This is a genomic window from Roseivivax sp. THAF197b (assembly GCF_009363255.1).
Classification (GTDB): Bacteria; Pseudomonadota; Alphaproteobacteria; order Rhodobacterales; family Rhodobacteraceae; genus Roseivivax.
This window is the reverse complement of the sequence record NZ_CP045318.1, coordinates 441,974-468,469: the sequence shown is the minus strand read 5'-3', so window position 1 is coordinate 468,469 and position 26,496 is coordinate 441,974. Positions and strand designations below refer to the sequence as shown.

Below are 26,496 nucleotides of genomic sequence, written 5' to 3'. Positions count from 1 at the left end.
TCAGCCGAGCGAATTCCGCGAATCCATTTGAAATTTCGGGGGTATCGGCCCTATATATACGATGGAACGCAGCAAGGGACACGGACCGCAAATGCAGCCCACGGCAATCGATCGCAGCACGGAATGGCTGAGCCAGGCGGGTCTGCGTCCGACGCGGCAGCGCGTGGCGCTGGCAGCCCTCCTGATCGGTGACGGCAATCACCGCCATGTCACCGCCGAAAGCCTGTTCGCCGATGTGGAACGGCAGGGGCAGAAAGTCTCCCTCGCCACGGTCTACAACACGCTGCGGGCCTTCTGCGACGCGGGTCTGGTGCAGGAAGTGATGGTCGATGGCTCCAAAAGCTATTTCGACACGAACGTGCACGACCATCCGCATTTCTTCTGGGAAGACGAGGCGCGCCTCACCGATGCGCCCGCCGAGGACCTGGAAATCGCGAAGCTCCCCAATGCCCCCGAGGGTGCGGAGATCGCGTCCGTCGATGTCATCATCCGTCTGCGTCGTCGGGGCGACTGAGCGCCCCTTGCGCGGCTAGACCAGCGTGTCCAGCTCGGGCGACAGGATGAAGTCGCCGTAATCCAGATCGTCGGCGGACAGCCCGGAAAGGATGATCGTCGTTCCTGCGGCATCGACCGCCACGCCGCCTGACGTGTCACTCCAGCTCACATCGCTTTCGCTCAACCCCAGAAGGCTGAGGTCAATCGTGTCGATGCCCGCCTCGAAATCGGCAATCGTGGCGCCACTGCCTTGCGCGGTGAACTGGAAGACATCCGCATCGTCCCCGCCGATCAGCAGATCGCCATCCGCCAGCGATGTTAGAAGATCCTCGCCGTCGCCGCCGACCACCGTGTCGATCCCCGTGCCGCCATCGAGCTTGTCGTCGCCGTCCCCTCCGAGCAGCAGGTCATTATCCGCGCCGCCCGACATCAGGTCGTCGCCGTCCCGACCAAGAAGCTGGTCCGCGCCATCGAGGCCAAGGATGAAATCCGCCTCGTTCGTGCCCCGCAACGCGCCAAAGCCCCGGTCGTCGATCGTGAAGCCCTCGTATTGCGGCACATACCCGTTCACCACGGGCGCATCCGTGAAGGTCGGCTGGCTGTCGTAATTCGACACGCCCATGATGACGGTCTGGTCGGTATAATCGGGATACCAGCCGTCGTTCACGAGCGCCGAGATGTTGGGCCAGTAGAGGAAGATCGAATGCCCGGCCCCGAAGCTGCCATCGGCAGTGTCGACGCCCACATTCGGGGTCTCGATCACCAGATCGGCGGCGAAGTTGAGGTTGTCCACCAAGGGCTGCACCACCGGCAGGGAGAAATCCTCGGGGAAGCGGACCGGGTCGGAGGTCTGCGCGACGGAGATATGCTCGAAATCGTCGGGATCGAGAAGGATCGGCTCCCCGGTCAAGCCCGGCCCCGGCTCCGTCAAAGTGTCGCCCTGAAGGAACTCGGCCACCGCGACCACTCCTTCAGACACGCCTGCGGAGGCCAGCGAGACCACCGTCAGCGGCACATCATGCGCGGTAAAGAGACCCGCATCGATCAGTGAAAAGACATCCGCCATGGTCCCGCCCAGCGAATGGCCGGAGAAGACGACCGCGTCGATGCCGTTGGCCGGATCGGCCGCATAATCGGCCGCGGCCTGAATGACCGGGCGCAGTTGCGCGTAGAATTGCAATGTGAGGGGTGCGAAGAAGGGCGGGCCGAAGGCGGCACTGTCATCATCCGCGCCGCGAATCGCGATGACGAGCGTGGTATCGCCCTCGATTTCCGTGACCGCGACAAGCGCTTCGGCGCCGCTGTCGGGATTGCCCGGCAACCCGCCGATATAGAGCCCGCCATCGGTGAAGTCGTGCGTCGCGTCGAAATATTCATCCGTCAGGTCGGACGCGCCCAGAAGCTCCCAGCTGCCATCCGTGGCGGCGGTGATGAACCCGGCGTAATCGTCGTCATAGCCATTATCGAGGGACGATGCGCCCTGGAATTCCGGGGGCAATGTGCCATCGCCATAGATCCAAGCATTGAGGAACATGGCGGCCTCTGTCGCCGCCCCCTGCGAAATCGGATCGGGTGTGGAAACCGGAGCAATGGCCATGGCGATACCTCTGAGACAATCGCGAAGAGGGTCCGCAGCCGGATGCGATCTGTCAATCAAAACCGTGCGTGGCGGGGCTTGGGCCCTTTCCTTGAGAAGATCGCGCCTTTGAGGGATAACGCAAGGGCCGCCGGATCAGTGCTCAGGACCGCGCCGCCAAAGGAGGGGATCCCATGCCGAAGAAAATCGTCGCTGCCGCCGATGCGGCCAAGCTGGTCACGGATGGCGACGCCCTGACCACATCGGGTTTCGTGGGCATCGGGGTTCCGGATGCGCTTCTCGCCGCGATCGAAACCCGCTTTCTGGAGACGGGCAGCCCGCGCGAATTGTCGCTGGTCTTTGCGGCCGGTCAGGGCGATGGCCAGACGCGAGGTCTGAACCGGCTCGGCCATGACGGCCTTCTGAGCCGCGTCATCGGCGGGCATTGGGGCCTCATTCCGAAGGTGGCGGCCCTCTGCACCGACGGCAAGATCGAGGGCTGGAACCTGCCGCAGGGCGTGGTCAGCCACCTCTACCGCGAGATCGCAGCGGGCAAGCCGGGCCTTCTGAGCCGCGTCGGCCTCGAGACTTTCGTGGATCCGCGCCAGATGGGTGGACGGCTCAACGATATCAGCACCGACACGCTCGTGGAACTGATGGAGATCGCGGGCGAGGAGATGCTTTTCTATCACGCACCGAAGATCTCCGTGGCGCTGCTGCGCGGCACGACTGCCGACGAGGCGGGCAATGTCACGATGGAGCGCGAGGCGCTGATCCTCGACAACCTCGCCCAGGCGATGGCGGTCAAGAATGCGGGCGGAATCGTGATCGTGCAGGTCGAACGGGTGGCCAAGCGCGGGTCGCTGCCTGCGCGCGAGGTGATCCTGCCGGGCGCGCTGGTCGACGCGGTCGTGGTGGCCGAACCCGAGCACCACATGCAGACCTACAAGACCGCCTTCAGCCACGCCTTCACCAACCGCGTGCGCCCGCCCGAGGGCGAGGTGGCGTCGATCCCGCTGGATGCACGCAAGGTAATCGCGCGCCGCTGTGCGTTCGAATTGCCCATCAACGGCATCGTCAATCTGGGCATCGGGATGCCCGAAGGCGTGGCCTCCATCGCGGCGGAGGAGAACGTGCTCGACCATGTGACCCTGACCGCGGAGCCGGGCGTGGTGGGCGGCCAGCCTGCCTCCGGCCTCGATTTCGGGGCGGCCACGGGGGTCGACGGGATCATCACCCAGAACGCGCAATTCGACTTCTACGATGGCGGCGGGCTGGACATGGCCTGCCTGGGCCTTGCGCAGGCCGATGCCACGGGCAACGTCAATGTCTCGCGGTTCGGAACACGGCTCGCGGGGGCGGGCGGATTCATCAACATCTCGCAGAACGCCCAGACCGTGGTCTTTGCAGGGACCTTCACGGCGGGCGGCCTCGACGTGGCTGTCACCGAGGACGGGATCGAGATCCGCAAGGAAGGCCGCGCGCGCAAGTTCCTCGATAACGTCGAGCAGATCACCTTTTCGGGCGCACGGGCGGCGCGGTTGAACCAGCCCGTCCTCTACGTGACCGAGCGCTGCGTCTTCCAGCTGACCCCACGGGGCCTGCAATTGATCGAGATCGCACCCGGCGTCGATCTCGACCGCGATATCCTGGCCCATATGGAGACCCGCCCGATCATCGAGGACGTGGCGAAGATGGACCTGCGCCTCTTCCGCGACCGCGAAATGGGGCTACGCGACGAATTGTTCGATATCGGGATCGAAAACCGTGTGGCGCTCGAGGCGGGTGGCCAGCGATTGTTCCTCAATTTCGAGAAGTTGCGCGTGCGCAATCTCGACGAGGTCGAAACCGTGCGCGCCGCGGTGGAGGCGGTCTGCGCACCGCTCGATCACCGCGTCGACGTCATCGTGAACTACGATGGCAGCCGCATCGACGAGGAAGTCCTGCCCGAATGGGCGCGCATGGTCAGCGCCCTGGAAGAGCAGTATTACGGCACCGTCACGCGGTATTCCGGCTCTGCCTTCATGCGGGTGAAACTGGGCGAGGCCTTCCCCGAGGCACGCAAGCATATCTTCGAGACCGAAGAACAGGCGCGCAGCTACCTGGAAAGCTGACAAGCGCCGGACCACGGCTGTCGATCATTCGGGGAGGTTGAGGTGGTACCCGCGGCCGGACTCGAACCGGCACGGCTTTTACGCCTAGGGATTTTAAGTCCCCTGTGTCTACCATTCCACCACGCGGGCCCGGCTCCGTCCTAGCGGTATCGCGCGCGAAGGAAAAGCGTCAGATGTCCTCGCCGGGCGGCTCTGTCAGAAGGTGGCGTTCGGACAGCCACGGGTTGAGCGCGACCGCCGCGCGCAGCACCTCCTGCGCGTCGGCATCGCGGCCCAGCCCCATCAGGGTCAGCGCCTTGCCGGACATCGCAGCCACGTGGTTCGGGCTGAGCGCCAGCACGCGGTCGAGATCGGGCAGCGCCGCCTCGAAGTTCTGGGTCAGGAAGGACACGAAGGCGCGCTGGTTGTAGCCTTCGGCATAGTCCGGGCAATAGGCCACGAGCCGATCCAGCGCGTCGCGGGCCCGCAGGTAATCGTAGCTTTCCCGCGCGCGCATCGCGCTATCCAGAAGCTCCTGCGCGGCCTCGTCCGGGGCATCGGTCCAGTATTCCCAAAGCTGGTTCGACAGGAGGCGCGCATCCATCTCGCGCTCTGCCGCCTGTATGCGATCGAGCGTCTCTGCAATGGCCGCAGAGTGATCCGGCGCAGCGGGACAATCTGCGAGCAGAAGGGTCGGGACGGCAAGAAGGGCCGTGGCGAGCGCAAAGGACTTCATCCCCTCAGCATCCCGAGCCCTGCCCTCCGGTCAAGTCACGTCGGCGAGACCGGCCTCCTTCACCGCCTCCATCGCCACGTAGGTCGAGGTCGACGCCATGTGCGGCAGCTTCGAGATCTGATCGGCGAGCACCCGGCGATAGGCGCGCATATCCGACGTCCGCACTTTCAAGAGGTAGTCGAAATTGCCCGCGATCAGATGCGCCTGCTCGATCTCGGGAATGAAGGCGACGGCCTCGTTGAACTCCGCCAGCGCGGTTTCCGACGTGTCGCGCAGCCGCACCTCGACAAAGGCCACATGATCGAGTCCGAGCTGGATCGGATCGAGGATCGCGCGGTATCCCAGGATCGCGCCGCTGGCCTCCAGCCGTTTGAGCCGGGCCTGGGTCGGCGATTTCGACAGGCCGATCCGCCGCGCAAGCTCGGTCACCGAAAGGCGCCCCTCGGCGGCCAGCGTCGTCAGGATCGCCTGATCGAACCGGTCGAGATCTAAAAGGCCATTTGTCATGTCTGTCATTGCTCATTCCATCCATCTGGCCTGCATTCCGACGCCATTGCGGGTCAGGCGCCCGAAATCTGCGCCAAGCGTAGCATATTCGCCGATGGCGCATAGGCATGAGAGAGGCGTCACCGAACCGAATGCCCGCCTCTCAGTTTTGTCGGAACATCGCACGCGCAACATGCGCAACCGCCGACCCAACATGGCGCCCCCACAGGTTTGTCGCCCGGCGCCCTCAACCAAGCTTGACCAATCGCTGCGCAGCGCCAAGCTCTGCTGCATGTTTCCGATCCGCGATCACAACCCCTCCGGCCGCATCCCCTTCGTCACCTACGGGCTGATCGCGGTCAACGTGGCTGTCTTCGTCGGGTATTTCGGTCTGTTCTCCAATCCGCAGATGCTGAACATGTTCTTCTGGGACTGGGCTCTTATCCCCGCGCGGATAAGCCAGGGCGACGGGCTCGGCGGCTTTGCGACCTCGATGTTCCTGCATGGCGGGATCATGCACCTTCTGGGCAACATGCTGTTTCTGTTCATCTTCGGGGACAATGTCGAAGACGAGATGGGGCATCTGGGCTATCTTGGCTTCTACCTGGCCTCGGGCTTTGCCGCGGGCCTGGCGCAATACATCACCGCGCCCTTCAGCCCGGTGCCGATGGTCGGTGCCTCAGGGGCGATCGCGGGCGTGATGGGGGCCTACTTGCTGCTGTTCCCGAAGGCGCAGGTCGATATCCTCGTGATCCTGATCATCATCTTCAAGATCATCACCATCCCCGCCTGGATCATGCTGGCGCTCTGGCTCGGGATGCAGTTCCTGGGCGGATTCGGCACGGCGGCGGATGGCGGCGGCGTGGCCTATTGGGCCCATGCGGGCGGCTTCGTGATCGGGATGCTGATGGCGCTTCCGCTATGGCTGCGCCGGGGCGGGCCGCGTTTCTGGAACCGCACCCATGGCCATCCCCCGCATCCCGAGGCACGCTACGACTTCAAGCGCACCAACGTGCCCCGAGTTCGGAGACGCCGATGACCCAGACCATCACCGCAACCTGCCATTGCGGCGCCGTTTCGCTGCGCGCGACGCTGTCTGCGGGGCTTGAGACCGCGCGGCGCTGCGACTGTTCCTATTGCCGCCGGAGGGGCGCGCCCATGGTCTCCGCCCGCCGCGAGGATCTCGACGTGCTGCGCGGCGCGGAGGCCCTGACGCTCTACCAGTTCGGGACGGGCACGGCCGAGCATTATTTCTGCGGCACCTGCGGCATCTACATGTATCACCGACGCCGGTCGGACCCGCGCGAATACGGGATCAACATGGGGGCCATCGACGGGGTGAACCCGGCAGAGTTCGAACCCATCGCGTGGAACGACGGGGTGAATCACCCTTCGGACAGGTAAGGTCCGGAGCGGTCAGACTTCGCGGATGATGCGCGCGAACTGGTCGTAGACGTTGCTGTTGGCACACAGGATCGCGCCCACTTCGAGCGGGTCCTGCCCTTCGCGGATCGCACCGACCAGCGCGCCCGCTTCCAGCGCGATGAGCGAGCCTGCCGCAATGGCGCCGATCTGAAGCTCCCGCTCCCAGTAGCCATCGATGCGACCGGCCGCGACATAGGCGAGATCAAGCGCCGCACAGCCCCATTGCCGCATGCCGCCCGTGGCGGGCATCAGCTTGGCCAGATCCTTGAGGGTCGCAGGCAGCGTGTGCTTCGCGCCCGACGGCACACCCGTGGCGAAAAGCGCCTCATGCAGACGCGACCGCGACGAGACGCGCATGCGCTTGTTGTCGTTGAGCCAGGCGCCGGCACCTTTCTCGGAATAGAACAGCTCGTCCTTGGCGGGATCGAAGACCACGGCGGCGACGATCTTGCCCTTGTGCTCAAGCGCAATCGAGATGGCGAAATGCGGCAGGGCGTGCTGGAAGTTGCTCGCACCATCCAGCGGATCGACGATCCAGCGGCGCGTCGGATCCTCGCCCTCGATCTCGTCCTGGCCCTTTGCAAGATACCCGTAGGTGCCGCGCGCGGTGGTCAGCTCCTCGCGGAGGATCTTGCCCGCAGCGAGATCCGCGCGGCTGACGAAATCCGCAGCCCCTCTCATGGAGCTCTGCAGGTTCTCGATTTCGCGGAAATCCTTCACAAGGGAACGGCCCGCCTTGCGCGCCGCCTTGATCATGATGTTGATATTCGCACTGCCCTGCATGGAACACCCGGCCTTCGATGGTGGATCAGGCCGGGGCTATACGCGGGCGATGCCGGGATGTGAAGGGCTGCTTTATTGCCCGCCCATTCCCTTTATGCCTTCGGTGGAGAAATACCCGCCCTTCACGCCTGCCTGGAACACCTGGCGCGGTGCGTGGGAGCGTGCCTTGCGGGTGCCACCCGCGCGATCCACGTAAGGTGCGGCATTGGGCTTGCCACAGCAGATCTCGCCGCCGATCTGCACCGGCTGCAGGCCCGCGGGGCAGTAATTCGCGACGCCGCGCACCTCGTGATAGAGGAAATTCGAGTTCGGATCGTTATAGGTGCCGGTATAGGCGTCACTCGCGACCGCGGCCCCGCTTGTCATCAAAAGCGCGGCAAGGCCCAGCGCGGCGGTCTTCTTCAACATGATATCCAGCCCCTCGGATCGAAAAACAAACATCTGCAAAAATAGTGACGTCCGACGGGGTCTTAGTCAATTTTTATCGCCTGAAACGGGGTGTTTCCGCAACGCAGACAATCCTGCGCGCTTTTCGAAACAAAACGCCCGGCCGCTGGGGCCGGGCGTCTTTCGCACGCGACGGCGCGATCAGAAACGGTAGTTCAGCGACACGTTCGCGGTCGTGGCTTCCACGTCCACGTCGTTATCGAACTCGTTGAACTCGTGGTACAGCACTTCGGTGCCGACGGTCACGTTCTCCTGCAGGAAGACTTCGTAGCCGACGCCTGCGAAGTAGCCGCCGGAATCGCCGATATCGAGGTCGTCATCTTCGGTCGTGGCATACGCGTAGCCGCCGGTGCCGTAGAAGAAATTCCGGCCGGAATCGACGCCGAGGCGGCCGCCGAGCCGCACGATGTTGTCGAGCGTCGCTGCGTCGTCGAGGTCGATCTCGCCTTCGTCATATTGCAGACCGACACCGCCGATCACGTTGTTGCCGAGGCGGAAATCGTAGTTGCCGCGCACACCGAGCGTGCCGCCTTCTTCCTCGATATCGCCGTCTTCCACGTCGATGCCGTTATAGCCGAGCTGAACACCGACCGAGGGGCCCGCGAAGTCGTAGATCGGCGCGGCGGGTGCCGGCGGCACTGCGGCCATGGGCGCGGGGTCTGCGGGGGTGGCGGCCGGGCTGCCTGCGAGGCCTGCGGTTGCACTTGCGGCGATCAGCGCCGCGGCGGCGGTCATGGTCTTGGTCATCATATCTCTGCTCCGTTTTTGTCTCGGATCTCGTGCCGTCCCGATGAGGGCGACGGGGCAGAAATGGGTGCGCGGGGCGGGAAGTTCCGTCACGGGGCGGTCACGAAAACTTGCCCGTCGCACGCAAGCAACACCGGCTGGGTTTTGCTTATGTTTTTCGGGGCTTGCGGCGGATTTTCGCAGAGAAATCGGCGGGTCTGGAACCTTCCGCCGCGTCAGCCTCAGCCCTGAAAACGCATTACGATCTGCACGCCCGCCCAGGCCGAAAACCCCGTGAGGACAGCGCCCCAGGTCGTATCGGCCGCGACCATCTGCCAGGACCAATCCTTCATGATCGCCATGCAGGTGAACTCGTAGGTGCCATAGGCCATCGCGCCGATGATCGCGCCATGCAGCGCCGCGCGCCCCGGATCACCGTCGCGGAGCGCGGGCATCGAGACCAGAAAGACGAGCCCCGCCACGTAAAGGAGGTAAAACCCCGCCGCCGCCCCGAGCATCGGGCTGTCGCGCATGAGATCGCCCAGATGCCGCGTGAAGAGCGGCTTCATCACGAAGGTGAGCATGATCGCATCGATCACGAGGAAGAGGGCGGCGGTGATGAGGTAGAGGGTCATGGGCGCGCTTTCTGGCTGTTGTCACGCAGAGATAGCGCAAGCGCCCGTCGGGTGAAGGTGACCGCGCCGCCTCATGCGGCAAAGGGCGCTCGGAGGTGAGGAATGCAGCGATCGGGGATCTCGGACAGAGCCCATATCGGGAGCATTCATATCCCCTTGGCGCGGAATCAAGGCAGTTTGCTGCCGCCGCGCCCAGCGCCTGCCCGCCCCGACGGGCTGGCGCTTTGGTGACGCAGGCGCGGCGTTCGTTCTGTGCAGCGACTTGGCTGGGATAAAGCGCATCCGCTCACATGTCGCAGCGCCATCCCACGGGCAGGCGTTTCTGAGCAATCTCTGATATGGGTCGAAGGGCGTGCGGTTCGCTTGACGGCTTAGCCCTCAATAACCCCCATGAACTCCCGCCATTCGCCCTTGGACATGCCGGAGTTTTCCTGCGTGACTTCCTCGCCCTTCAGCATCCGGCGCACGCAGTCCAGGGCGCCCGACGACAGGGTCGCGCCGCCCATGCGGTAATCCTCGAAGGCCTTGTAAGCAAAGGGCACCCAATCGCGCACGACCTCGCAAAGCGCCTCGGCATAGACGCGGATTTCGTATTGCGCATGGGAATCCGCGCGCAAGCGCAGGAAGTGCAACAGATTGTGCAGATCCACCTTCCAGTACCATTGCGTATAGATGTTGGCGGGCAGGTTCATCCGCGCCAATTCGCGGGCGAGGCCCTGCTGGTCCTCGTCCGAGATCATCTCCTCGTAGTGGTCATAGGCGCGCATCGCGTCGTCGCGCAGGTAGCGGAGCACGCGGTCGGCTTCCTCGCCCGAGAGCGCCTCGCCCCGGCCCTGGTTGTTGACCACCGATTGCGCCGCCAGATGCTCGGGTGCCGGGATGTAGAATTCGCGATCGAGGATCGAGTAGCGCGCCGAATACTCGTTCACGTTCGCCGTCCGGTGCCGAATCCACTGGCGTGCCACGAAGACTGGCAGTTTGACGTGCAGCTTGATCTCGCACATTTCGAAGGGCGTCGAGTGCCAGTGGCGCATGAGGTAGCGGATGAGCCCCTCATCGTTCGACACGGCCTTGGTGCCTTTCCCGTAGGAAACCCGCGCGGCCTGCGTGATGGCCGCGTCGTCGCCCATATAGTCGATGACCCGGACAAATCCGTGATCGAGCACGGGGATCGCGGTGTAGAGATGCTGCTCCATCCCCGCGGCGGTGGCGCGCAGCGTGGTGCTGGTCTGCGCGCGCTGCGCGTCGATTTCGGATTGTTGCTCGGGGGTCAGGGTCATGGGGCCGCCTCGCCGCTAAATGAATCAGTCGAGACAATATCTTGCAGAAAGCTGGGGCAAAAACCACCACATACAGTCATGCAAATCCGCCGCACTTGGCATCTGTTCTGCCCGGGCGCCGCACCCCATGGTTGACTTGGCAGGGCATTCCCGGAACCCTTTGCGGCAAAACGATAAACATAGTTCGAGGCAGGACACATGACGCGCATTCTTGCAATGCTCATCGCGCTGGCGATACTTTCCGCGTGCGACTCCGGTGGAGGCAGCGGCGACAACCCGATCTCCCGCGGCGCCGAGGAAGAAGAGGACGACGATACGGGCGGCGGCAATGGCGGCACGGATGACGAGGACGCGGCACGCATCCCGCAAAACATCGCGCGCAACGTCAGCAATGTCAGCTACGACTCGGCCTCGGATACCCTTCTCGTCGAAGGCATCTATCTCGACGATACGCCCTATGAGGCGGTTTATACGCGAGCACCCGCGCTCGATCGCAACGGGTTCGAAGCCTATACCAAGCAGGACGACGCGCTGGACCGGCACGCCACGGCCTACACCAATACGACCTCGACCGGCGCGCGCGCGACGGTCGTTGCGACAGGCGGACCCTACAACGAGTATTTCACCGGCGATTACTACGAGACGTCGGGCACCTATTCCGCACCTCAGGTCAGCAACACGACGGGTCTTGTCTCCTATGTCGGGCGGTATGTGGGTCTGCTCAATGGCGGCGGATCGGGTGAAGACCTGCTCCCGGTCGATCCCACGACCCCCGCAGAGCTTATCCCGAGCCAGGCGGCCGAGGTCACCGGCACCGTCTTCATGAACGCGGATTTCGCCGACAATCGCGTCGAGGGGAACATCTACGACCGCGAGATCACCGATACCGGCAACAGCCTGCCTTCCGTCGTCCTCGTCAATACCGAGATCACCGACGCCGGTGCCTTCACGGGGACCGTGGAATACTCGCTGCAACAAAGCGATCCTGACTGGCAGGGCATCGACGACATTGCAGTCGGCAGCTACGCGGGCGAATTCGATGGCGACAATGCGCAATCCATCGTCGGGGGCATCCAGCTGGACCAGATCGATGGCACGAGCAATCAGCTCGGTCTTGAGAACGAACTGGAATGGGGCGTCTTCACGCTCGAGCAATGCGGCACCGCCGCGGCAAACGACGCGCTGTGCAATCAGGTCAACCCGTAATCCATGCGCCTTGCCGCATCCCTTGCGATCCTGCTGACTTGCGGCGCCCCGATCGGGGGCGCCGTCTCCGCGTCCGATGATCCGAAACAGGCTTTGGCCATGTCGCGCCCCGAAGCGCGGCAGATGGCGCTCGAGCTCATACGTTTCGGGCATATCGACGGAGCCGAGGCGATCATCGCGGGGCTTTTGAAGGCCGATCCAGACGATGTCGAGGCGCATTACCTGACCGCCAAGGCCGCCGAGGCCCGAAAGTCACCGACCAAGGCGCGGCAGGCCGCTCGGCGCATGTTCCGCCTCGCAGATGAGCCGGACGCCCGCTTTGCTGCCTCGTCGATTGCCGCGCGGGCCGCATTGGCCGAAGAGCATTACACGCTGTCGCAATACTGGCTTCGCCGCGCATATCAGACCGCCCCGAATGCCCAGGCCGAAGCCGTCGTCGCGCGCGATTATCGCCGGGTGCGGGCCATCAACCCGTTCCGCTTCAACATCGCTGCCTCGATCACGCCCTCGTCCAACGTAAATGACGGCTCCTCGGACGAGTACAACACCATTGCGGGCCAGGACGCGGTGGGCATCCTGTCGGGCTCGGCACAGGCGTTGGACGGGGTCGAGGCGCGCGCCTCGGTCGATTTGTCCTACCGGATCGCCCAAGGCGATCTATGGCGGACCCGTCTGCTGTATTCCCAGTTCGAGCGACGGGTCGATCTGAGTGCGGATGCCGAGGACCAGGCCCCTGACCTCAGCGATTCGGATTTCGACCAGACCACCATGACGGCCGGTCTGCAGCAGGATGCGATCCTGCCCGGAGGCCGCGCGGGCGGACGACTGACCGTGACCGGCGGGCGGACCTGGTATGGCGGCGCGGAGTTGCATGATTTCCGCAAGGGCCAGGTCGAGGGCTGGGTCCTGCTGACCGACAAGCTGCGTCTCTCAACCGCCTTCTCGCAGGAAGACCGCACGCCGGAGGCCTATCCGGATGACGTGGAAACCTACCGCACGCTCCAGCTCGGCCTCAGCTTCGCGCTGCCCGGCGGCAGCCGCATCGACGGCACGATCAGCGGCCAGACCAGCGATCCGCGCAACACCTTTCAGGACGGCACCGCGCAGGGCATCAGCGTGAGCTATGCGCATGGTCGCCCGGTCCTGGGCATCGGGCTGACCGGGCAGGTCTCACTGCGCGAGGAAGATTACCCCGATTACATCGTCGGCGTGCTCGATGTGCCGGGCGGACGGCAGGACCGCGCCTGGGCGGTGGGGCTGAACATGGAATTCGGCGCGCTCGACTATGCGGGCTTCGTGCCGGAGGTCAGCGTGACCGCTCAGAACCGAGACAGCAATGTCAGCCGCTTCGATACCGAGGAAGTGAGCGTCAGTTTCGGTATCAAATCCGCCTTCTGATCCGATCACGGCGCAACACGACGCCTAGACAGCAGCGCCCATCCCCCTACCCTATCGGCAGCAACCGAAAGGAAGGAAGGACACAGATGTCCATCGAATATCTGCACACGATGGTCCGCGTGAAGGACCTCGAAAAATCCATCGAATTTTACAAGCTCCTCGGCCTGAAGGAGCGGATGCGCAAGGATGTGGAAGCGGGCCGCTTCACGCTCGTCTTCCTGTGCCCGCCCGATCAGGACGATGGACGCGCCGATGTGGAGCTGACCTATAACTGGGACGGCGATGACGGCCTGCCCTCGGACAGCCGCCATTTCGGGCATCTGGCCTACCGCGTGGATGACATCTACGAGATGTGCCAGACCCTGATGGATGCGGGTGTGACCATCAATCGTCCGCCCCGCGACGGGCACATGGCCTTCGTGCGCTCGCCCGACAACGTCTCGGTGGAGCTGTTGCAGAAGGGCGATGCGAAAGAGCCGCAGGAGCCCTGGGCGTCCATGGAAAACACGGGCCATTGGTAAGACCTTGGTAAGATCCGTGCTGACATCCCTGCTGACGGCTCTCGTGCTGTCGGCAGGTTTAGCGCAAGGCGCTGCAGCGCAGGCGGCCGCGTGCCGTCTCGCCCTTGTCCTGGCGCTCGATGTCTCGAGCTCGGTCGATGACCGGGAATACATCCTCCAGCGCGACGGGGCGGCCGCGGCCCTGGGCGATCCAGATATCCGCCGGGCGATCCTCTCCGGCCCAGGTCACGTGGCGCTGGCGGTCTATGAATGGAGCGGGCGGCGTCAGAATGCCTTGGTGCTGGATTGGACCGCGCTGCGTGATGATGCCGACATCGACCGGGCCATCGCCCAGCTGCGCGCCTTCCCGCGGTCGCAGACCCGTTTCCCGACGGCGATGGGCTACGCGCTGGGATATGGGGCGACATTGCTGACGCGCGGACCAGACTGTGCGCGCCGGGTGATCGATGTCTCGGGCGACGGGATCACCAATGACGGCTTCGGCCCTGATCTTGCTTACAAACATTTCCCCTTCCAAGGGGTGACGGTGAACGGGCTCGCCATACTGGGCGCCGATCCGATGGTCGCCGATTACTACGAGTTCAACGTCATGCACGGGCCCAATGCCTTCGTGGAATTGTCAGAGGGCTATGAGGGCTATCGCCGCGCGATGACGCGCAAGCTGTTCCGCGAGATCAGCAACCTCGTCGTGGGTGAAGCCGAACCCGCACCGCGCGGCACGTCCGTCGACACTCCGCCGGGCTAAACGCCGGCGCAAAACATGCGCGGCGCACGGAAACAGCGCTCTGCCCGCCTCCGCCTGTGTGGTGCCTAGTAGATATAGCGGATCTGATCGGTCCAATACCGCTCCACCCGGCGAAGCGCATGGGTGATGTCTTCCAGACCGTCGGGGCCCAGAACGCCCTTCCCTTCCAGTCCTTCCGCATGCCGGGCGAATAGCTGCTCCACCAAAGCGCGGATCTCCTGGCCCTTGTCGGTCAGCTTCACGCGCACGGCGCGGCGGTCGATTTCGCAGCGCTGGTGGTGCATATACCCCGCCTCGACCAACTTCTTGAGATTGTAGCTGACATTCGAGCCCTGGTAATAGCCGCGCGTCTTCAGCTCCCCGGCGGTGACTTCATTGTCGCCGATATTGAACAGCAACAACGCCTGCACGGCATTGATCTGCAAGATGCCGACCCGCTCGAATTCGTCCTTTATGACGTCGAGCAACAGCCGATGCAGTCGCTCCACCAGCGACAGCGCATCGAGATAGGTTATCATGAAGCTGGCTTGCCCAGCCTGCCCCAGAGGGGAATGGATGCTCATTCGCTGTCTCCGCTGATCCCTTGATCGGCGTGCAGCATTGGCGAAAAAACCGAAGATTAGGTTAAGTGGCGCCGGGGTTTAGCGGATATCAGCCACGACCCCTTCCGACGTGGCCGCGATCTCCGCAACAAGGCCCGAAAAGCGCGCGGGAGGCGCCACCTGGCCCGTCACCCATTGGTAGAGGTCCTGATCGTTCTCCGACAGCAGAGCGTCATAAAGGCCCAGCCCCGCATCATCCATCGCATCGAGGCGCGCTTGGGAGAAATGGATCAGAATCAGATCCATTTCCTTGATGCCGCGCCGCATGGAGCGCATTTTCAGACGCTTGATGCGGATGTCGCGGGGCTCTCCGTCGCGTGGCTGTTCCGAAATCATGTGGGCTCCGTTGCCAGGGCGTTGCGCAGCCGCTTTTCAAGATGTCCGGCCCGCTCTGCAAGGGCTTTCATATCCGTGCGGATCGCGCGCAATTCCGTGATCGCGTCGCGCAGATCGCCGGAGCTGGTCTCGGCCTCGCCCGGGCCGACCACGCCTTCCCCCTCGCCGGTCAGGAGCCAGATCATCGACACGTTCAAGAGCCCCGACAGCATCGACAGCTTGTTCGCGCGCGGCTCCGACAGGTCATTCTCCCAGTTCTGCAGGGTACGCGCCTTGACCCCAATGCGCCGGGCCAGCTGCTCCGGGCTCATGCCAGCGGCCTCCCGCGCGGCGGCCACGCGGTCGCCGAAGGTCGCGGCATCGGGGCCGTACCAGTCAACATCGCTCATCATCTCGTCAATCTCCCTTGCTTCGGCGTGCGCATGCTTGCGTGGCAAGAACGCGCCCCATAAACCCTTTGAAACCATCTCAAACCATTGGCCGGAGCTGACGCCATGTCCTTTCTGTCGAACACGCTTGCCCGGGTAAAACCGTCGCCGACCGTGGCCGTCACACAACTCGCCCGGGACCTCGCGGCCGAGGGGCGGGACGTGATCGGACTCGGGGCCGGCGAACCTGACTTTGACACACCGGATAACATAAAAGCCGCAGCGATTGCGGCAATCCATGCGGGAAAAACGAAATACACCGCACCGGACGGAATCCCCGAACTGAAGCAGGCGATCTGCGAAAAGTTCAAGCGGGAGAATAGCTTGGACTACAAGGCGTCGCAGATCTCGGTCTCGACGGGCGGCAAACAAGTTTTGTTCAACGCGCTTGTTGCGACACTGAACCCGGGCGACGAGGTGGTGATTCCCGCGCCCTACTGGGTCAGCTACCCCGATATTGTGCGGCTCGCCGGTGCAGAGCCCGTGATCGTCGAGGCCGGGATGGACACGAATTTCAAGCTGACGCCCGAAGCGCTCGAGGCGGCGATCACGCCCCGGACGAAATGGTTCATCTTCAACTCGCCGTCGAACCCCACCGGTGCGGGGTATTCGCACGACGAGCTGCGCGCGTTGACGGAGGTTCTGGAGCGCCATGAGCATGTCTGGATCATGTCGGACGACATGTACGAGCATCTGGCCTATGACGGTTTCACCTTCTGCACCCCTGCCGAAGTGGCGCCCGCGCTCTACGACCGGACGCTGACGGTGAACGGCGTCTCCAAGGCCTACGCGATGACGGGCTGGCGGATCGGTTATGCGGGCGGGCCGGAGCATCTGATCACCGCGATGCGAAAGGTGCAGTCGCAATCGACGACGAACCCCTGCTCGATCAGCCAATGGGCAGCCGTCGAAGCACTGAACGGACCGCAGGACTTCCTGGCGGAGCGACTGACGGCGTTCCAACGTCGGCGCGACATGGTGGTCGCGGCGCTGAACGATACGCCGCATCTCGACTGCCCCACGCCCGAAGGGGCCTTCTATGTCTATCCGTCCTGCGCGGGCGCCATCGGCAAGACAAGCGATGGCGGCACGACAATCGAGGATGACGAGGTCTTCGCCCGCGCGCTTCTGGAAGAGGAAGGCGTCGCTGTCGTCTTCGGCGCGGCGTTCGGCCTCTCGCCGCATTTCCGCATCAGCTACGCGGCCTCGGACGCCGATCTGACCGAGGCCTGCACCCGCATCCGCCGCTTCTGTGACGGCCTGACGTGAGGAGCCTGAAAGATGTCCAGTGACCTGCCAGATTATTACTTCCGCGTGCGCGAGAATGGCGCGCTGGTTTTCCGTCTCGATACCGAGAACCGTCAGAGGCGGATCGAAATGGAGCCCATCGCGGTGGTCAATATCCGCAATGGCGAGATCAAGCCGCAGGGCGACCGCGTTCTGAGCGCGGAAGACATGGCCGAGATCGAGGCCTGGATGGATGGGCGCCGCGCCCTCGTCGCGGCGCGGGACATGGACGACATTCACCGTGCCATCGATCACATGAACCTGACGACCCAATGGGCGCAATCCAAGGCCACGCCTGACCAGCTTGAAGAGGTTACCGATGCGCTGCTTCTGGCGATGCACGATCTACGCACGGTACTGGTACGCAAGAAGGCGGATCGATTGGGGTGATCGGGGCGGTGGGATTTTGCCCACGCTTTGATCTTAGAAAGGTGCCGGAGCCGGTGACGCGGATCTGATCCGCCCGTCCCGTCTACAAGCCCGAAACAGGACGGCGCGCCCGACGCACCACCCCCAATGAAAGAGGCCCCGCATCGCTGCGGGGCCTTTTCTGTTTCCGAACCGAAGAGGAGCTTATTCGCGGCTCTCGGTCGTGTCCTCGATCACCGTGTCGAAGGCATCGCCACCGACCGTATCGGCGCTTTGTTCCGGCGCAGCTAGGCGTGCAGCCTCTTCGGCCTCGGCACGGCGCGCCTCGATCACGACATTGTCGCGATCCGTTGCGATCTTCTGCACGTTCGTCGTGGCTCCACCGGTGCCCGCCGGGATGAGGCGGCCCACGATGACGTTCTCCTTCAGACCCACGAGCGTATCGACCTTGCCCTGCACCGAGGCTTCGGTGAGCACGCGGGTCGTCTCCTGGAAGGAGGCCGCGGAGATGAACGAACGCGTCTGCAGCGACGCCTTGGTGATGCCCAGAAGGATCGGCTCGCCCTGTGCGGGACGTCCGCCCTTCTTCTCGGCCTTAGCGTTGGCCTCGTCGAACTCGACCTTGTCCACATGCTCGCCCTTGAGAAGCGTGGTGTCCCCGCTGTGCAGGATTTCCCACTTCTGGAGCATCTGGCGGACGATCACCTCAACGTGCTTGTCGTTGATCTTCACGCCCTGCAGTCGATAGACGTCCTGGACTTCGTCGATCATGTAGTTGGCCAGCGCCTCGACACCCATGATGGACAGGATGTCATGCGGCGCAGGGTTGCCGTCCATGATGTAGTCGCCCTTCTGGACGTAATCGCCTTCGGCCACCGGGATGTGCTTGCCCTTGGGGATCATGTATTCCTTGGGGTCCACATTCTCATCCGCGGGCTCGATCGAGATCCGGCGCTTGTTCTTGTAGTCCTTGCCGAAGCGCACATAGCCGTCGATTTCGGCGATGATCGCGTGATCCTTGGGACGACGGGCCTCAAAGAGTTCGGCCACACGCGGCAGACCACCGGTGATGTCCTTCGTCTTCGCACCTTCGCGCGGGATCCGCGCCACCACGTCACCGGCCTTGACCGCGTCGCCATCCTCAACGGAGAGGATCGCATCCACCGACATCGGGTAGGTGATCGGGTTGCCCTGATCGTTGCGCACGGGCTCGCCGCCCTCATCCTGCAGGATGATCTCGGGCTTGAGCTCGTTGCCCTTGGGGGCAGCACGCCAGTCCATGACGATCTTCTGGGACATGCCGGTCGCATCGTCGGTCTCTTCGCGGACGGCGACGCCGTTCACGAGGTCCACCAGACGGGCGGTGCCGTCCTTCTCGGCGATGATCGGCAGGGTATAGGGATCCCATTCGAACAGCTTGTCGCCGCGCTCGATCGTGTCGCCTTCCTTGACGAAGAGCTTGGTGCCGTAACCGACCTTGTGGCTTGCACGCTCGGCGCCGTTCTCGTCCACGATGCGGATCTTCATGTTCCGCCCCATGACCAGAAGATCGCCTGCCGCGTTCACCAGCGTGTTCGGGTTGTCATACTCGATCTTGCCCGATTGCGACGCCTCGAGGAAGGATTGCTGACCACCCTGGGCAACGCCGCCGATGTGGAACGTCCGCATCGTCAGCTGCGTGCCCGGCTCACCGATGGATTGTGCCGCGATGATGCCGACCGCTTCGCCCACGTTGACCATGGTGCCGCGCGCGAGGTCACGCCCGTAACACATGGCGCAGACGCCCTCTTCGGCTTCGCAGGTCAGCGGCGAGCGAATGCGCACGGTCTGAACCGCCGCCTCCTCGATCGCATCGGCCGTGCGCTCGTCGATGAGCTGGCCATGCTTGCAGAGCACTTCGTCCGTGCCCGGCTTCACCACGTCCTCCGCCGCGACGCGGCCCAGGAGACGCTCGCCGATGGAAGCGACCATTTCGCCGTCGTTGATGGCCGCTTCGCAGGTGATCGAGTTCTCGGTGCCGCAATCCTTCATCCGCACGATGCAATCCTGCGCCACGTCCACGAGACGACGGGTCAGGTAACCGGAGTTCGCGGTCTTGAGCGCGGTGTCCGACAGACCCTTCCGGGCGCCGTGCGTCGAGTTGAAGTATTCAAGAACGGTCAGACCTTCCTTGAAGTTCGAGATGATCGGCGTCTCGATGATGTCGCCGTTCGGCTTGGCCATCAGGCCGCGCATGCCGCCCAACTGCTTCATCTGCGTGACCGAGCCACGGGCACCGGAATGCGCCATCATGTAGACCGAGTTCGGCTCCATCTCGGACCCGTCGGTGTCATGCTGCGCCGACGAGATGGTGGACATCATCGCCTCGGTGACCTTGTCGTTACACTTCGACCAGGCATCGACGACCTTGTTGTACTTCTCACCCTGGGTGATCAGGCCGTCCATGTATTGCTGTTCGAAGTCCTTCACCTGATCGCGCGTCTCTTCGACGATGGGCCACTTCGAGTCCGGAATGACCATGTCATCCTTGCCGAACGAGATGCCCGCCTTGAACGCTTCCTTGAAGCCCATGGTCATGATCTGGTCACAGAAGATGACCGACTCCTTCTGACCGCAATAGCGGTAGACGGTGTCGATGACCTTCTGCACGTCTTTCTTTCGAAGGAGCGTGTTCACCAGATCGAAGGGCGCCTTGTTGTTCATCGGCAGGAGCGCACCGAGGCGGGCCCGGCCGGGCGTCGTCTCGAAGCGCGTGTAGACTTCCTGACCTTCGGCATCGATCTGCTTCACACGGCACTGGATCTTGGCGTGCAGATGCACTTCACCGGCGTTCAGCGCGTGCTCCACCTCCTCGGTCGAGGAGAAGATCATGCCTTCGCCCTTCATGCCTTCACGCATGATCGTGGTGTAGTAGAGACCCAGGATCATGTCCTGCGACGGCACGATGATCGGTGCGCCGTTGGCAGGCGACAGAACGTTGTTCGTGGACATCATCAGGACACGCGCTTCGAGCTGCGCCTCGAGCGAGAGCGGCACGTGCACGGCCATCTGGTCACCGTCGAAGTCGGCGTTGAAGGCCGAACAAACGAGCGGGTGCAGCTGGATCGCCTTGCCTTCGATCAGGATCGGCTCGAACGCCTGGATGCCGAGACGGTGCAGCGTGGGCGCACGGTTCAGCAGCACGGGGTGTTCGCGGATCACCTCGTCGAGGATGTCCCAAACCTCGGGACGCTCTTTCTCAACCAGTTTCTTCGCTTGTTTCACGGTCGAGCTGAGGCCCTTGGCCTCAAGCCGCGAGTAGATGAACGGCTTGAAGAGCTCGAGCGCCATCTTCTTGGGCAGGCCGCATTGATGCAGCTTCAGCTCCGGACCGGTCACGATGACCGAACGGCCCGAGAAGTCGACGCGCTTACCCAGAAGGTTCTGACGGAAGCGACCCTGCTTGCCCTTGAGCATGTCCGAGAGCGACTTCAGCGGGCGCTTGTTGGCACCGGTGATGACGCGACCGCGACGGCCGTTGTCGAACAGGGCGTCGACAGATTCCTGCAGCATCCGCTTTTCGTTGCGGACGATGATGTCGGGCGCGCGCAGCTCGATAAGGCGCTTGAGACGGTTGTTCCGGTTGATCACACGACGATAAAGATCGTTGAGGTCCGAGGTCGCAAAGCGGCCACCGTCCAGCGGCACCAGCGGGCGCAGTTCCGGCGGAATGACCGGGATCACGGTCATGATCATCCACTCGGGACGGTTGCCCGATTCAAGGAAGTTCTCGACCACTTTCAAGCGCTTGATGATCTTCTTGGGCTTCAGCTCGCCCGTGGCTTCCTTCAGCTCCTCGCGCAGGCGGTCGGCTTCGGATTCCAGGTCGATCTGGGCCAGCATTTCGCGGATCGCCTCGGCGCCGATATTGGCGGTGAAGGCGTCCATGCCGTATTGGTCCTGCGCGTCGAGGAATTCATCCTCGTTCAGCATCTGGCCATAGGTCAGGTCCGTCAGGCCCGGCTCGATCACGACGTAGTTTTCGAAATAGAGCACGCGCTCGAGGTCTCGCAGCGTCATGTCCAGCATGAGGCCGATGCGCGAGGGCAGCGACTTCAGGAACCAGATATGGGCGCAGGGTGCGGCCAGTTCGATATGGCCCATGCGCTCGCGGCGGACCTTCTGCAGGGTAACCTCGACGCCGCACTTTTCGCAGACGACGCCGCGATATTTCATGCGCTTGTACTTGCCGCAGAGGCATTCGTAATCCTTGATCGGACCGAAGATGCGCGCGCAGAACAGGCCGTCACGCTCGGGCTTGAACGTGCGGTAGTTGATCGTCTCGGGCTTCTTGATCTCGCCGAAGGACCAAGAGAGGATCCGCTCGGGGCTGGCCAGCGACACCTTGATCTCGTCGAAGACCTTGGGCGGGGTCAGGGGATTGAACGGGTTGTTCGTGATTTCCTGGTTCATACTTTTTCCTCAGAGTTCAGAGGGTGCGGGGGGAAGAGCACCGCGGCCCACAGATTTTTAAATAAAAATCTGTGGGTTACGCGGGGTGGCGGCGACGCGCCTTACTCTTCGTCTTCCTCCGCATCCAGGAGTTCCATGTTGAGGCCCAGACCCCGGACCTCCTTGACGAGAACGTTGAACGATTCCGGCACACCGGCCTCGAAATTGTCCTCGCCCTTGACGATGCTCTCGTAGACCTTGGTCCGGCCTGCCACGTCGTCGGACTTCACCGTCAGCATTTCCTGCAGGGTGTAGGCCGCGCCATAGGCTTCGAGCGCCCAGACTTCCATCTCGCCGAAACGCTGACCGCCGAACTGTGCCTTACCACCGAGCGGCTGCTGCGTGACGAGGCTGTAAGGCCCGGTCGAGCGCGCGTGGATCTTGTCGTCCACGAGGTGGTGCAGCTTCAGCAGGTACTTCACACCCACGGTCACCGGACGCGCGAATTGCTCGCCCGTGCGGCCGTCGAACAGGATCGACTGACCCGACTGGTCGAAGCCCGCGCGCTTGAGCGCATCGTTGACGTCAGGCTCCTTCGCGCCGTCGAAGACCGGCGTCGCAATCGGCACGCCGCGGGTGACGTTGGAGGCCGCGGCCACCAGCTCGTCATCCGACATAGACGCGATGCCTTCGTCGAAGACGTCGTCGCCATAGGCCGTGTGCATCGCCTCGCGCACGGGGCTCAGGTCGCCGGTGCGGCGATAATCCTGCAGGGCATCGTCGATCTTGATGCCCAGACCGCGCGCGGCCCAGCCCATATGCGTCTCGAGGATCTGACCCACGTTCATCCGGCTCGGCACGCCGAGCGGGTTGAGGCAGAAGTCGACCGGAGTACCATCCGCAAGGAACGGCATGTCCTCGATCGGCACGACCTTCGAGATGACGCCCTTGTTGCCGTGACGGCCGGCCATCTTGTCGCCCGGCTGCAGCTTGCGCTTCACCGCCACGAAGACCTTGACCATCTTCATCACGCCCGGGGGCAGATCGTCGCCGCGGCGCACCTTCTCGACCTTGTCGTCGAACCGGGCATCGAGCGCGCGCTTCTGCGCCTCGTACTGCTCGTTCAGGGCCTCCACGAACTTGGCTTCCTCTTCCTCACCGAGGGCGAGTTGCCACCACTGGCTCCGGGTCAGGCTGTCCAGCAATTCCTCGGTGATTTCCGAGTTTGCCTTCACGCCCTTGGGGCCCTTCACGGCGGTCTTGCCGAGGATCATGGACTTCAGACGCGCGTAGATGTTGCGGTCGAGGATCGCCAGCTCGTCGTCGCGGTCGCGCGCGAGGCTTTCGATCTCTTCGCGCTCGATCTGCAGCGCACGTTCGTCCTTCTCGACGCCGTGACGGTTGAAGACGCGGACTTCCACGACGGTGCCGTAATCGCCCGGCTTCACCCGCAGCGAGGTGTCGCGCACGTCCGAGGCCTTTTCGCCGAAGATGGCGCGGAGGAGTTTCTCTTCCGGCGTCATCGGGCTTTCGCCCTTCGGCGTGATCTTGCCCACGAGGATATCGCCCGGCTCCACATCGGCACCGATATAGACGATGCCCGCCTCGTCGAGGTTGCGCAGCGCCTCCTCGCCCACGTTCGGGATGTCGCGGGTGATCTCCTCGGGCCCGAGCTTGGTGTCACGGGCGGCGACTTCGAATTCCTCGATATGGACCGAGGTGAAGACGTCGTCCTGCGAGATCCGCTCAGAGATGAGGATGGAGTCCTCGTAGTTGTAGCCGTTCCAGGGCATGAAGGCGACGATGACGTTCTTGCCGAGCGCCAGTTCCCCCATATCCGTGGACGGGCCATCCGCGATCACTTCACCCTTCTCGACTTCCATGCCCACGGTGACCAGCGGACGCTGGTTGATGCAGGTGTTCTGGTTCGAACGCTGGAACTTGCGCAGACGGTAGATGTCCACGCCCGGATCGCCCGGCTCAAGGTCCTGCGTTGCGCGCACAACGATCCGGGTCGCGTCGACCTGGTCGATGATGCCGCCGCGCTTGGCCATGATGGACGCGCCGGAATCGCGGGCGACGATGCCCTCGATGCCCGTGCCCACGAGCGGCGCTTCGGAGCGCAGCGTCGGCACGGCCTGCCGCTGCATGTTCGAGCCCATCAGAGCGCGGTTCGCGTCGTCGTTCTCGAGGAACGGGATGAGCGAGGCCGCGACCGACACCAACTGCTTCGGCGAGACGTCGATGAGATCGACACTGTCCGCAGGCGCCAGCGTGTAGTCGCCCGACTGGCGGGTGTTAACCAGATCGTTGACGAACTTGCCGTCATCGTTGAGCGACGCGTTGGCCTGCGCGATCGTGTGGCGCATCTCCTCGGTGGCGGACATGTAGTGGACCTCATCGGTCACCTGGCTGTCCTTGACCACGCGGTAGGGCGTTTCGATGAAGCCGTACTTGTTCACCCGCGCGAAGGTGGCGAGCGAGTTGATCAGGCCGATGTTCGGACCTTCCGGCGTCTCGATCGGGCACATGCGACCGTAATGGGTCGGGTGCACGTCGCGCACCTCGAAGCCTGCGCGCTCGCGCGTCAGACCGCCGGGCCCGAGGGCCGACAGACGCCGCTTGTGCGTCACTTCCGACAGCGGGTTGGTCTGGTCCATGAACTGCGACAGCTGCGAGGAGCCGAAGAATTCACGCACCGCCGCCGCGGCGGGCTTCGCGTTGATCAGGTCCTGCGGCATGACGGTGTCGATCTCGACCGACGACATGCGCTCCTTGATGGCGCGCTCCATGCGCAGCAGACCCACGCGGTACTGGTTTTCCATCAGCTCGCCGACCGAACGCACCCGGCGGTTGCCGAGGTGGTCGATGTCGTCGATATCGCCGCGCCCGTCGCGCAGATCCACCAGCGCCTTGATGCAGGCGACGATGTCTTCGCGGTCCAGCGTGCGCTGGGTGTCGGGCTTGTCGAGCGCGAGACGCATGTTCATCTTCACGCGGCCCACGGCCGACAGGTCGTAGCGCTCGCCATCGAAGAACAGCGTGTCGAAGAGCGCCGAGGCGGCCTCCACGGTGGGGGGCTCGCCCGGACGCATGACGCGATAGATATCCATGAGCGCGGTGTCGCGGTTCATGTTCTTGTCGTTCGCCATGGTGTTCCGCATGTACGGGCCCACGGTGATGTTATCGATGTCGAGGACGGGGATGCTGGTCACGCCTGCATCGACAAGCTCCTTGAGCGTGCCGCCGGTGACTTCACCATCCTTGTCGACGGTCCAGGTCAGCTCATCGCCGGCCTCGGCGTAGATCGCGCCCGTCTCTTCGTTGATGATGTCCTTGGCGACGAACCGGCCCACGATATCGTCGAAGGGCACGAGAAGATTCTCGACCTTGCCCTCGTCCTTCAGCTTCTTGACCGCGCGCGGCGTGACTTTCTTGCCCGCCTCGGCGATCACTTCGCCGGTATCGGCGTCGATCAGGTCATGGGTTGGACGGGTGCCGCGCACGCGGTCGGGGAAGAACTTCGTCTTCCAGCCCTTGCCCTTCTCGAGCTCGAAATCGACCGTGTCGTAATACGCATCCATGATCGCTTCCTGGTCGAGACCAAGCGCGTAGAGGAGCGTCGTCACCGGAAGCTTCCGGCGGCGGTCGATGCGGGCGAAGACGAGATCCTTGGCGTCGAACTCGAAGTCGAGCCACGAGCCGCGATAGGGAATGATGCGGCAGGCAAAGAGCAGCTTGCCCGAGCTGTGCGTCTTGCCCTTGTCGTGATCGAAGAACACGCCCGGGGAGCGGTGCATCTGGGAGACGATGACGCGCTCGGTGCCGTTGACGATGAACGTGCCGTTCGGTGTCATCAGGGGCATGTCGCCCATGAAGACGTCCTGCTCCTTGATGTCCTTAACGGACTTCGCGCCGGTATCCTCGTCCACATCGAACACGATGAGACGCAGGGTCACCTTCAGCGGCGCGGCATAGGTCATGTCGCGCTGCTGGCATTCATCGACATCGTATTTGGGCTTCTCGAGCTCGTAGGACACGAATTCGAGGATGGACGTCTCGTTGAAATCCTTGATCGGGAAGACCGACTGGAAGACACCCTTGATGCCTTCTCCGTCCATCGGCTCCAGCTGGTCGCCGGACTTCAGGAACAGGTCGTAGGAGGATTTCTGAACCTCGATGAGGTTCGGCATCTCCAGCACTTCACGAATTTTTCCGTAATATTTACGAAGACGTTTCTGGCCAAGGTAGGATTGCGCCATGGTCGCTTGTCACCTTTCAGTGTCTCTTCCGAGGACGCGCCCGTCGGGCATCGGGCACGCGCTCAACCGAGAAGGAAGGCTCCGATCCATTCATGGCCCCTGTCCCACCAGAGGCCTCCCGATCGAAGGAACCTTGCCTGAGAAAAGCCCCTTTCCCGTTGCCCGGATTGTTATCCGTGGCGAAGGGGCCTCGCTTAGACAGGTTCGGCTGGACCCGGGATGGCCCCGG

At 63.4% G+C, this 26,496-nt stretch carries 23 protein-coding genes and 1 tRNA gene; 10 read left to right on the top strand and 14 right to left on the bottom strand.

Annotated elements, in window-relative coordinates:
• The first annotated feature begins 91 nt into the window (after positions 1–91).
• Positions 92–514 (top strand): iron response transcriptional regulator IrrA, encoded by a 423-nt coding sequence (gene irrA / locus FIV09_RS02380; RefSeq protein WP_152448486.1) that lies wholly within the window; start codon positions 92–94, stop codon positions 512–514.
• A gap of 15 nt (positions 515–529) precedes the next feature.
• Here the strand turns inward: irrA and FIV09_RS02375 are convergent, their stop codons facing one another.
• Positions 530–2,029 (bottom strand): calcium-binding protein, encoded by a 1,500-nt coding sequence (locus tag FIV09_RS02375; protein WP_152448485.1) that lies wholly within the window; start codon positions 2,027–2,029, stop codon positions 530–532.
• Positions 2,030–2,265: 236 nt separating this feature from the next.
• Here FIV09_RS02375 and FIV09_RS02370 point away from each other — a divergent pair, with 236 nt between their 5' ends.
• Positions 2,266–4,185, top strand: coding sequence for an acyl CoA:acetate/3-ketoacid CoA transferase (locus FIV09_RS02370; RefSeq protein WP_152448484.1), 1,920 nt, complete (start codon positions 2,266–2,268; stop codon positions 4,183–4,185).
• 43 nt (positions 4,186–4,228) lie between these two features.
• On the opposite strand, the gene FIV09_RS02365 is transcribed toward FIV09_RS02370, so the two are convergent.
• From FIV09_RS02365 to FIV09_RS02355, 3 genes are all read right to left on the bottom strand, one after another.
• A tRNA-Leu gene (locus FIV09_RS02365) sits at positions 4,229–4,314 on the bottom strand.
• Positions 4,315–4,354: 40 nt separating this feature from the next.
• Positions 4,355–4,900, bottom strand: a complete 546-nt coding sequence (locus FIV09_RS02360) for a tetratricopeptide repeat protein (RefSeq protein ID WP_152448483.1) — start codon at positions 4,898–4,900, stop codon at positions 4,355–4,357.
• A 30-nt stretch (positions 4,901–4,930) separates the two neighbouring features.
• Positions 4,931–5,407: an Lrp/AsnC family transcriptional regulator gene (locus FIV09_RS02355; RefSeq protein WP_152452295.1), complete on the bottom strand. Its 477-nt coding sequence runs from the start codon at positions 5,405–5,407 to the stop codon at positions 4,931–4,933.
• A gap of 271 nt (positions 5,408–5,678) precedes the next feature.
• Between FIV09_RS02355 and FIV09_RS02350 the strand changes: the two genes are divergently transcribed.
• Both FIV09_RS02350 and FIV09_RS02345 read left to right on the top strand, forming a co-directional pair.
• Positions 5,679–6,425: a rhomboid family intramembrane serine protease gene (locus FIV09_RS02350; protein WP_152448482.1), complete on the top strand. Its 747-nt coding sequence runs from the start codon at positions 5,679–5,681 to the stop codon at positions 6,423–6,425.
• Entirely contained in the window at positions 6,422–6,790 is a 369-nt protein-coding gene (locus FIV09_RS02345; RefSeq protein ID WP_152448481.1) for a GFA family protein, read from the top strand. Before FIV09_RS02350 ends, FIV09_RS02345 begins: the two co-directional genes overlap by 4 nt.
• A 12-nt stretch (positions 6,791–6,802) precedes the next feature.
• Here FIV09_RS02345 and FIV09_RS02340 read toward each other — a convergent pair whose 3' ends face one another.
• The 5 genes from FIV09_RS02340 to thyX form a co-directional block, all read right to left on the bottom strand.
• The gene (locus FIV09_RS02340; RefSeq protein WP_152448480.1) at positions 6,803–7,594 is read right to left on the bottom strand and encodes an inositol monophosphatase family protein; all 792 of its coding nucleotides are present in this window, start codon (positions 7,592–7,594) and stop codon (positions 6,803–6,805) included.
• 72 nt (positions 7,595–7,666) lie between these two features.
• Positions 7,667–8,002: a hypothetical protein gene (locus tag FIV09_RS02335; protein ID WP_152448479.1), complete on the bottom strand. Its 336-nt coding sequence runs from the start codon at positions 8,000–8,002 to the stop codon at positions 7,667–7,669.
• 180 nt (positions 8,003–8,182) lie between these two features.
• On the bottom strand, positions 8,183–8,791 hold the full coding sequence (locus tag FIV09_RS02330; protein WP_254702449.1) for an outer membrane protein: 609 nt from the start codon (positions 8,789–8,791) through the stop codon (positions 8,183–8,185).
• Positions 8,792–9,009: 218 nt separating this feature from the next.
• Positions 9,010–9,402 carry a DUF2177 family protein gene (locus FIV09_RS02325; protein ID WP_152448478.1) on the bottom strand — a complete coding sequence of 131 codons (393 nt, stop codon included), beginning with the start codon at positions 9,400–9,402 and terminating at the stop codon, positions 9,010–9,012.
• Between the two features lie 371 nt (positions 9,403–9,773).
• A complete protein-coding gene (gene thyX / locus FIV09_RS02320; protein WP_152448477.1) occupies positions 9,774–10,682 on the bottom strand; it encodes an FAD-dependent thymidylate synthase in 909 nt (302 codons plus the stop codon).
• A gap of 198 nt (positions 10,683–10,880) precedes the next feature.
• On the opposite strand from thyX, the gene FIV09_RS02315 reads away from it, so the two are divergent.
• The 4 genes from FIV09_RS02315 to FIV09_RS02300 all read left to right on the top strand — a co-directional run bounded on the left by FIV09_RS02315 (position 10,881) and on the right by FIV09_RS02300 (position 14,552).
• Positions 10,881–11,888 carry a thymidylate synthase gene (locus FIV09_RS02315; RefSeq protein ID WP_152448476.1) on the top strand — a complete coding sequence of 336 codons (1,008 nt, stop codon included), beginning with the start codon at positions 10,881–10,883 and terminating at the stop codon, positions 11,886–11,888.
• Between the two features lie 3 nt (positions 11,889–11,891).
• Positions 11,892–13,286 carry a lipopolysaccharide assembly protein LapB gene (locus FIV09_RS02310; RefSeq protein ID WP_152448475.1) on the top strand — a complete coding sequence of 465 codons (1,395 nt, stop codon included), beginning with the start codon at positions 11,892–11,894 and terminating at the stop codon, positions 13,284–13,286.
• 86 nt (positions 13,287–13,372) lie between these two features.
• Complete coding sequence (locus tag FIV09_RS02305; RefSeq protein ID WP_152448474.1) at positions 13,373–13,807, top strand: VOC family protein; 435 nt, start codon at positions 13,373–13,375, stop codon at positions 13,805–13,807.
• Between the two features lie 16 nt (positions 13,808–13,823).
• Positions 13,824–14,552 (top strand): DUF1194 domain-containing protein, encoded by a 729-nt coding sequence (locus FIV09_RS02300; RefSeq protein ID WP_371417744.1) that lies wholly within the window; start codon positions 13,824–13,826, stop codon positions 14,550–14,552.
• Positions 14,553–14,617: 65 nt separating this feature from the next.
• On the opposite strand, the gene FIV09_RS02295 is transcribed toward FIV09_RS02300, so the two are convergent.
• From FIV09_RS02295 to FIV09_RS02285, 3 genes are all read right to left on the bottom strand, one after another.
• The gene (locus FIV09_RS02295; protein ID WP_152448472.1) at positions 14,618–15,115 is read right to left on the bottom strand and encodes a MarR family winged helix-turn-helix transcriptional regulator; all 498 of its coding nucleotides are present in this window, start codon (positions 15,113–15,115) and stop codon (positions 14,618–14,620) included.
• Between the two features lie 78 nt (positions 15,116–15,193).
• Complete coding sequence (locus tag FIV09_RS02290; protein WP_152448471.1) at positions 15,194–15,490, bottom strand: succinate dehydrogenase assembly factor 2; 297 nt, start codon at positions 15,488–15,490, stop codon at positions 15,194–15,196.
• On the bottom strand, positions 15,487–15,882 hold the full coding sequence (locus tag FIV09_RS02285; RefSeq protein ID WP_371417743.1) for a multiprotein-bridging factor 1 family protein: 396 nt from the start codon (positions 15,880–15,882) through the stop codon (positions 15,487–15,489). The genes FIV09_RS02290 and FIV09_RS02285 overlap by 4 nt, the downstream gene beginning before the upstream one ends.
• 102 nt (positions 15,883–15,984) lie before the next feature.
• On the opposite strand from FIV09_RS02285, the gene FIV09_RS02280 reads away from it, so the two are divergent.
• A complete protein-coding gene (locus FIV09_RS02280) occupies positions 15,985–17,187 on the top strand; it encodes a pyridoxal phosphate-dependent aminotransferase (protein WP_152448470.1) in 1,203 nt (400 codons plus the stop codon).
• 12 nt (positions 17,188–17,199) lie between these two features.
• Entirely contained in the window at positions 17,200–17,595 is a 396-nt protein-coding gene (locus tag FIV09_RS02275) for a hypothetical protein (RefSeq protein ID WP_152448469.1), read from the top strand.
• Positions 17,596–17,778: 183 nt separating this feature from the next.
• On the opposite strand, the gene rpoC is transcribed toward FIV09_RS02275, so the two are convergent.
• Positions 17,779–22,026 (bottom strand): DNA-directed RNA polymerase subunit beta', encoded by a 4,248-nt coding sequence (rpoC, locus tag FIV09_RS02270; protein WP_152448468.1) that lies wholly within the window; start codon positions 22,024–22,026, stop codon positions 17,779–17,781.
• Between the two features lie 101 nt (positions 22,027–22,127).
• Positions 22,128–26,267 (bottom strand): DNA-directed RNA polymerase subunit beta, encoded by a 4,140-nt coding sequence (rpoB, locus tag FIV09_RS02265; RefSeq protein ID WP_152448467.1) that lies wholly within the window; start codon positions 26,265–26,267, stop codon positions 22,128–22,130.
• Between the last annotated feature and the right edge of the window lie 229 nt (positions 26,268–26,496).

Coding starts and splice junctions, on each gene's coding strand:
- FIV09_RS02275 (WP_152448469.1), top strand. CDS start 17,200: ATGTCCAGTGACCTGCCAGATTATTACTTCCGCGTGCGCGAGAATGGC.
- thyX (WP_152448477.1), bottom strand. CDS start 10,682: ATGACCCTGACCCCCGAGCAACAATCCGAAATCGACGCGCAGCGCGCG.
- FIV09_RS02370 (WP_152448484.1), top strand. CDS start 2,266: ATGCCGAAGAAAATCGTCGCTGCCGCCGATGCGGCCAAGCTGGTCACG.
- FIV09_RS02350 (WP_152448482.1), top strand. CDS start 5,679: ATGTTTCCGATCCGCGATCACAACCCCTCCGGCCGCATCCCCTTCGTC.
- FIV09_RS02315 (WP_152448476.1), top strand. CDS start 10,881: ATGACGCGCATTCTTGCAATGCTCATCGCGCTGGCGATACTTTCCGCG.
- FIV09_RS02285 (WP_371417743.1), bottom strand. CDS start 15,882: ATGATGAGCGATGTTGACTGGTACGGCCCCGATGCCGCGACCTTCGGC.
- FIV09_RS02280 (WP_152448470.1), top strand. CDS start 15,985: ATGTCCTTTCTGTCGAACACGCTTGCCCGGGTAAAACCGTCGCCGACC.
- FIV09_RS02375 (WP_152448485.1), bottom strand. CDS start 2,029: ATGTTCCTCAATGCTTGGATCTATGGCGATGGCACATTGCCCCCGGAA.
- FIV09_RS02290 (WP_152448471.1), bottom strand. CDS start 15,490: ATGATTTCGGAACAGCCACGCGACGGAGAGCCCCGCGACATCCGCATC.
- rpoC (WP_152448468.1), bottom strand. CDS start 22,026: ATGAACCAGGAAATCACGAACAACCCGTTCAATCCCCTGACCCCGCCC.
- FIV09_RS02345 (WP_152448481.1), top strand. CDS start 6,422: ATGACCCAGACCATCACCGCAACCTGCCATTGCGGCGCCGTTTCGCTG.
- FIV09_RS02340 (WP_152448480.1), bottom strand. CDS start 7,594: ATGCAGGGCAGTGCGAATATCAACATCATGATCAAGGCGGCGCGCAAG.
- FIV09_RS02360 (WP_152448483.1), bottom strand. CDS start 4,900: ATGAAGTCCTTTGCGCTCGCCACGGCCCTTCTTGCCGTCCCGACCCTT.
- FIV09_RS02335 (WP_152448479.1), bottom strand. CDS start 8,002: ATGTTGAAGAAGACCGCCGCGCTGGGCCTTGCCGCGCTTTTGATGACA.
- FIV09_RS02330 (WP_254702449.1), bottom strand. CDS start 8,791: ATGATGACCAAGACCATGACCGCCGCCGCGGCGCTGATCGCCGCAAGT.
- FIV09_RS02310 (WP_152448475.1), top strand. CDS start 11,892: ATGCGCCTTGCCGCATCCCTTGCGATCCTGCTGACTTGCGGCGCCCCG.
- FIV09_RS02305 (WP_152448474.1), top strand. CDS start 13,373: ATGTCCATCGAATATCTGCACACGATGGTCCGCGTGAAGGACCTCGAA.
- irrA (WP_152448486.1), top strand. CDS start 92: ATGCAGCCCACGGCAATCGATCGCAGCACGGAATGGCTGAGCCAGGCG.
- FIV09_RS02325 (WP_152448478.1), bottom strand. CDS start 9,402: ATGACCCTCTACCTCATCACCGCCGCCCTCTTCCTCGTGATCGATGCG.
- rpoB (WP_152448467.1), bottom strand. CDS start 26,267: ATGGCGCAATCCTACCTTGGCCAGAAACGTCTTCGTAAATATTACGGA.
- FIV09_RS02355 (WP_152452295.1), bottom strand. CDS start 5,407: ATGACAAATGGCCTTTTAGATCTCGACCGGTTCGATCAGGCGATCCTG.
- FIV09_RS02295 (WP_152448472.1), bottom strand. CDS start 15,115: ATGAGCATCCATTCCCCTCTGGGGCAGGCTGGGCAAGCCAGCTTCATG.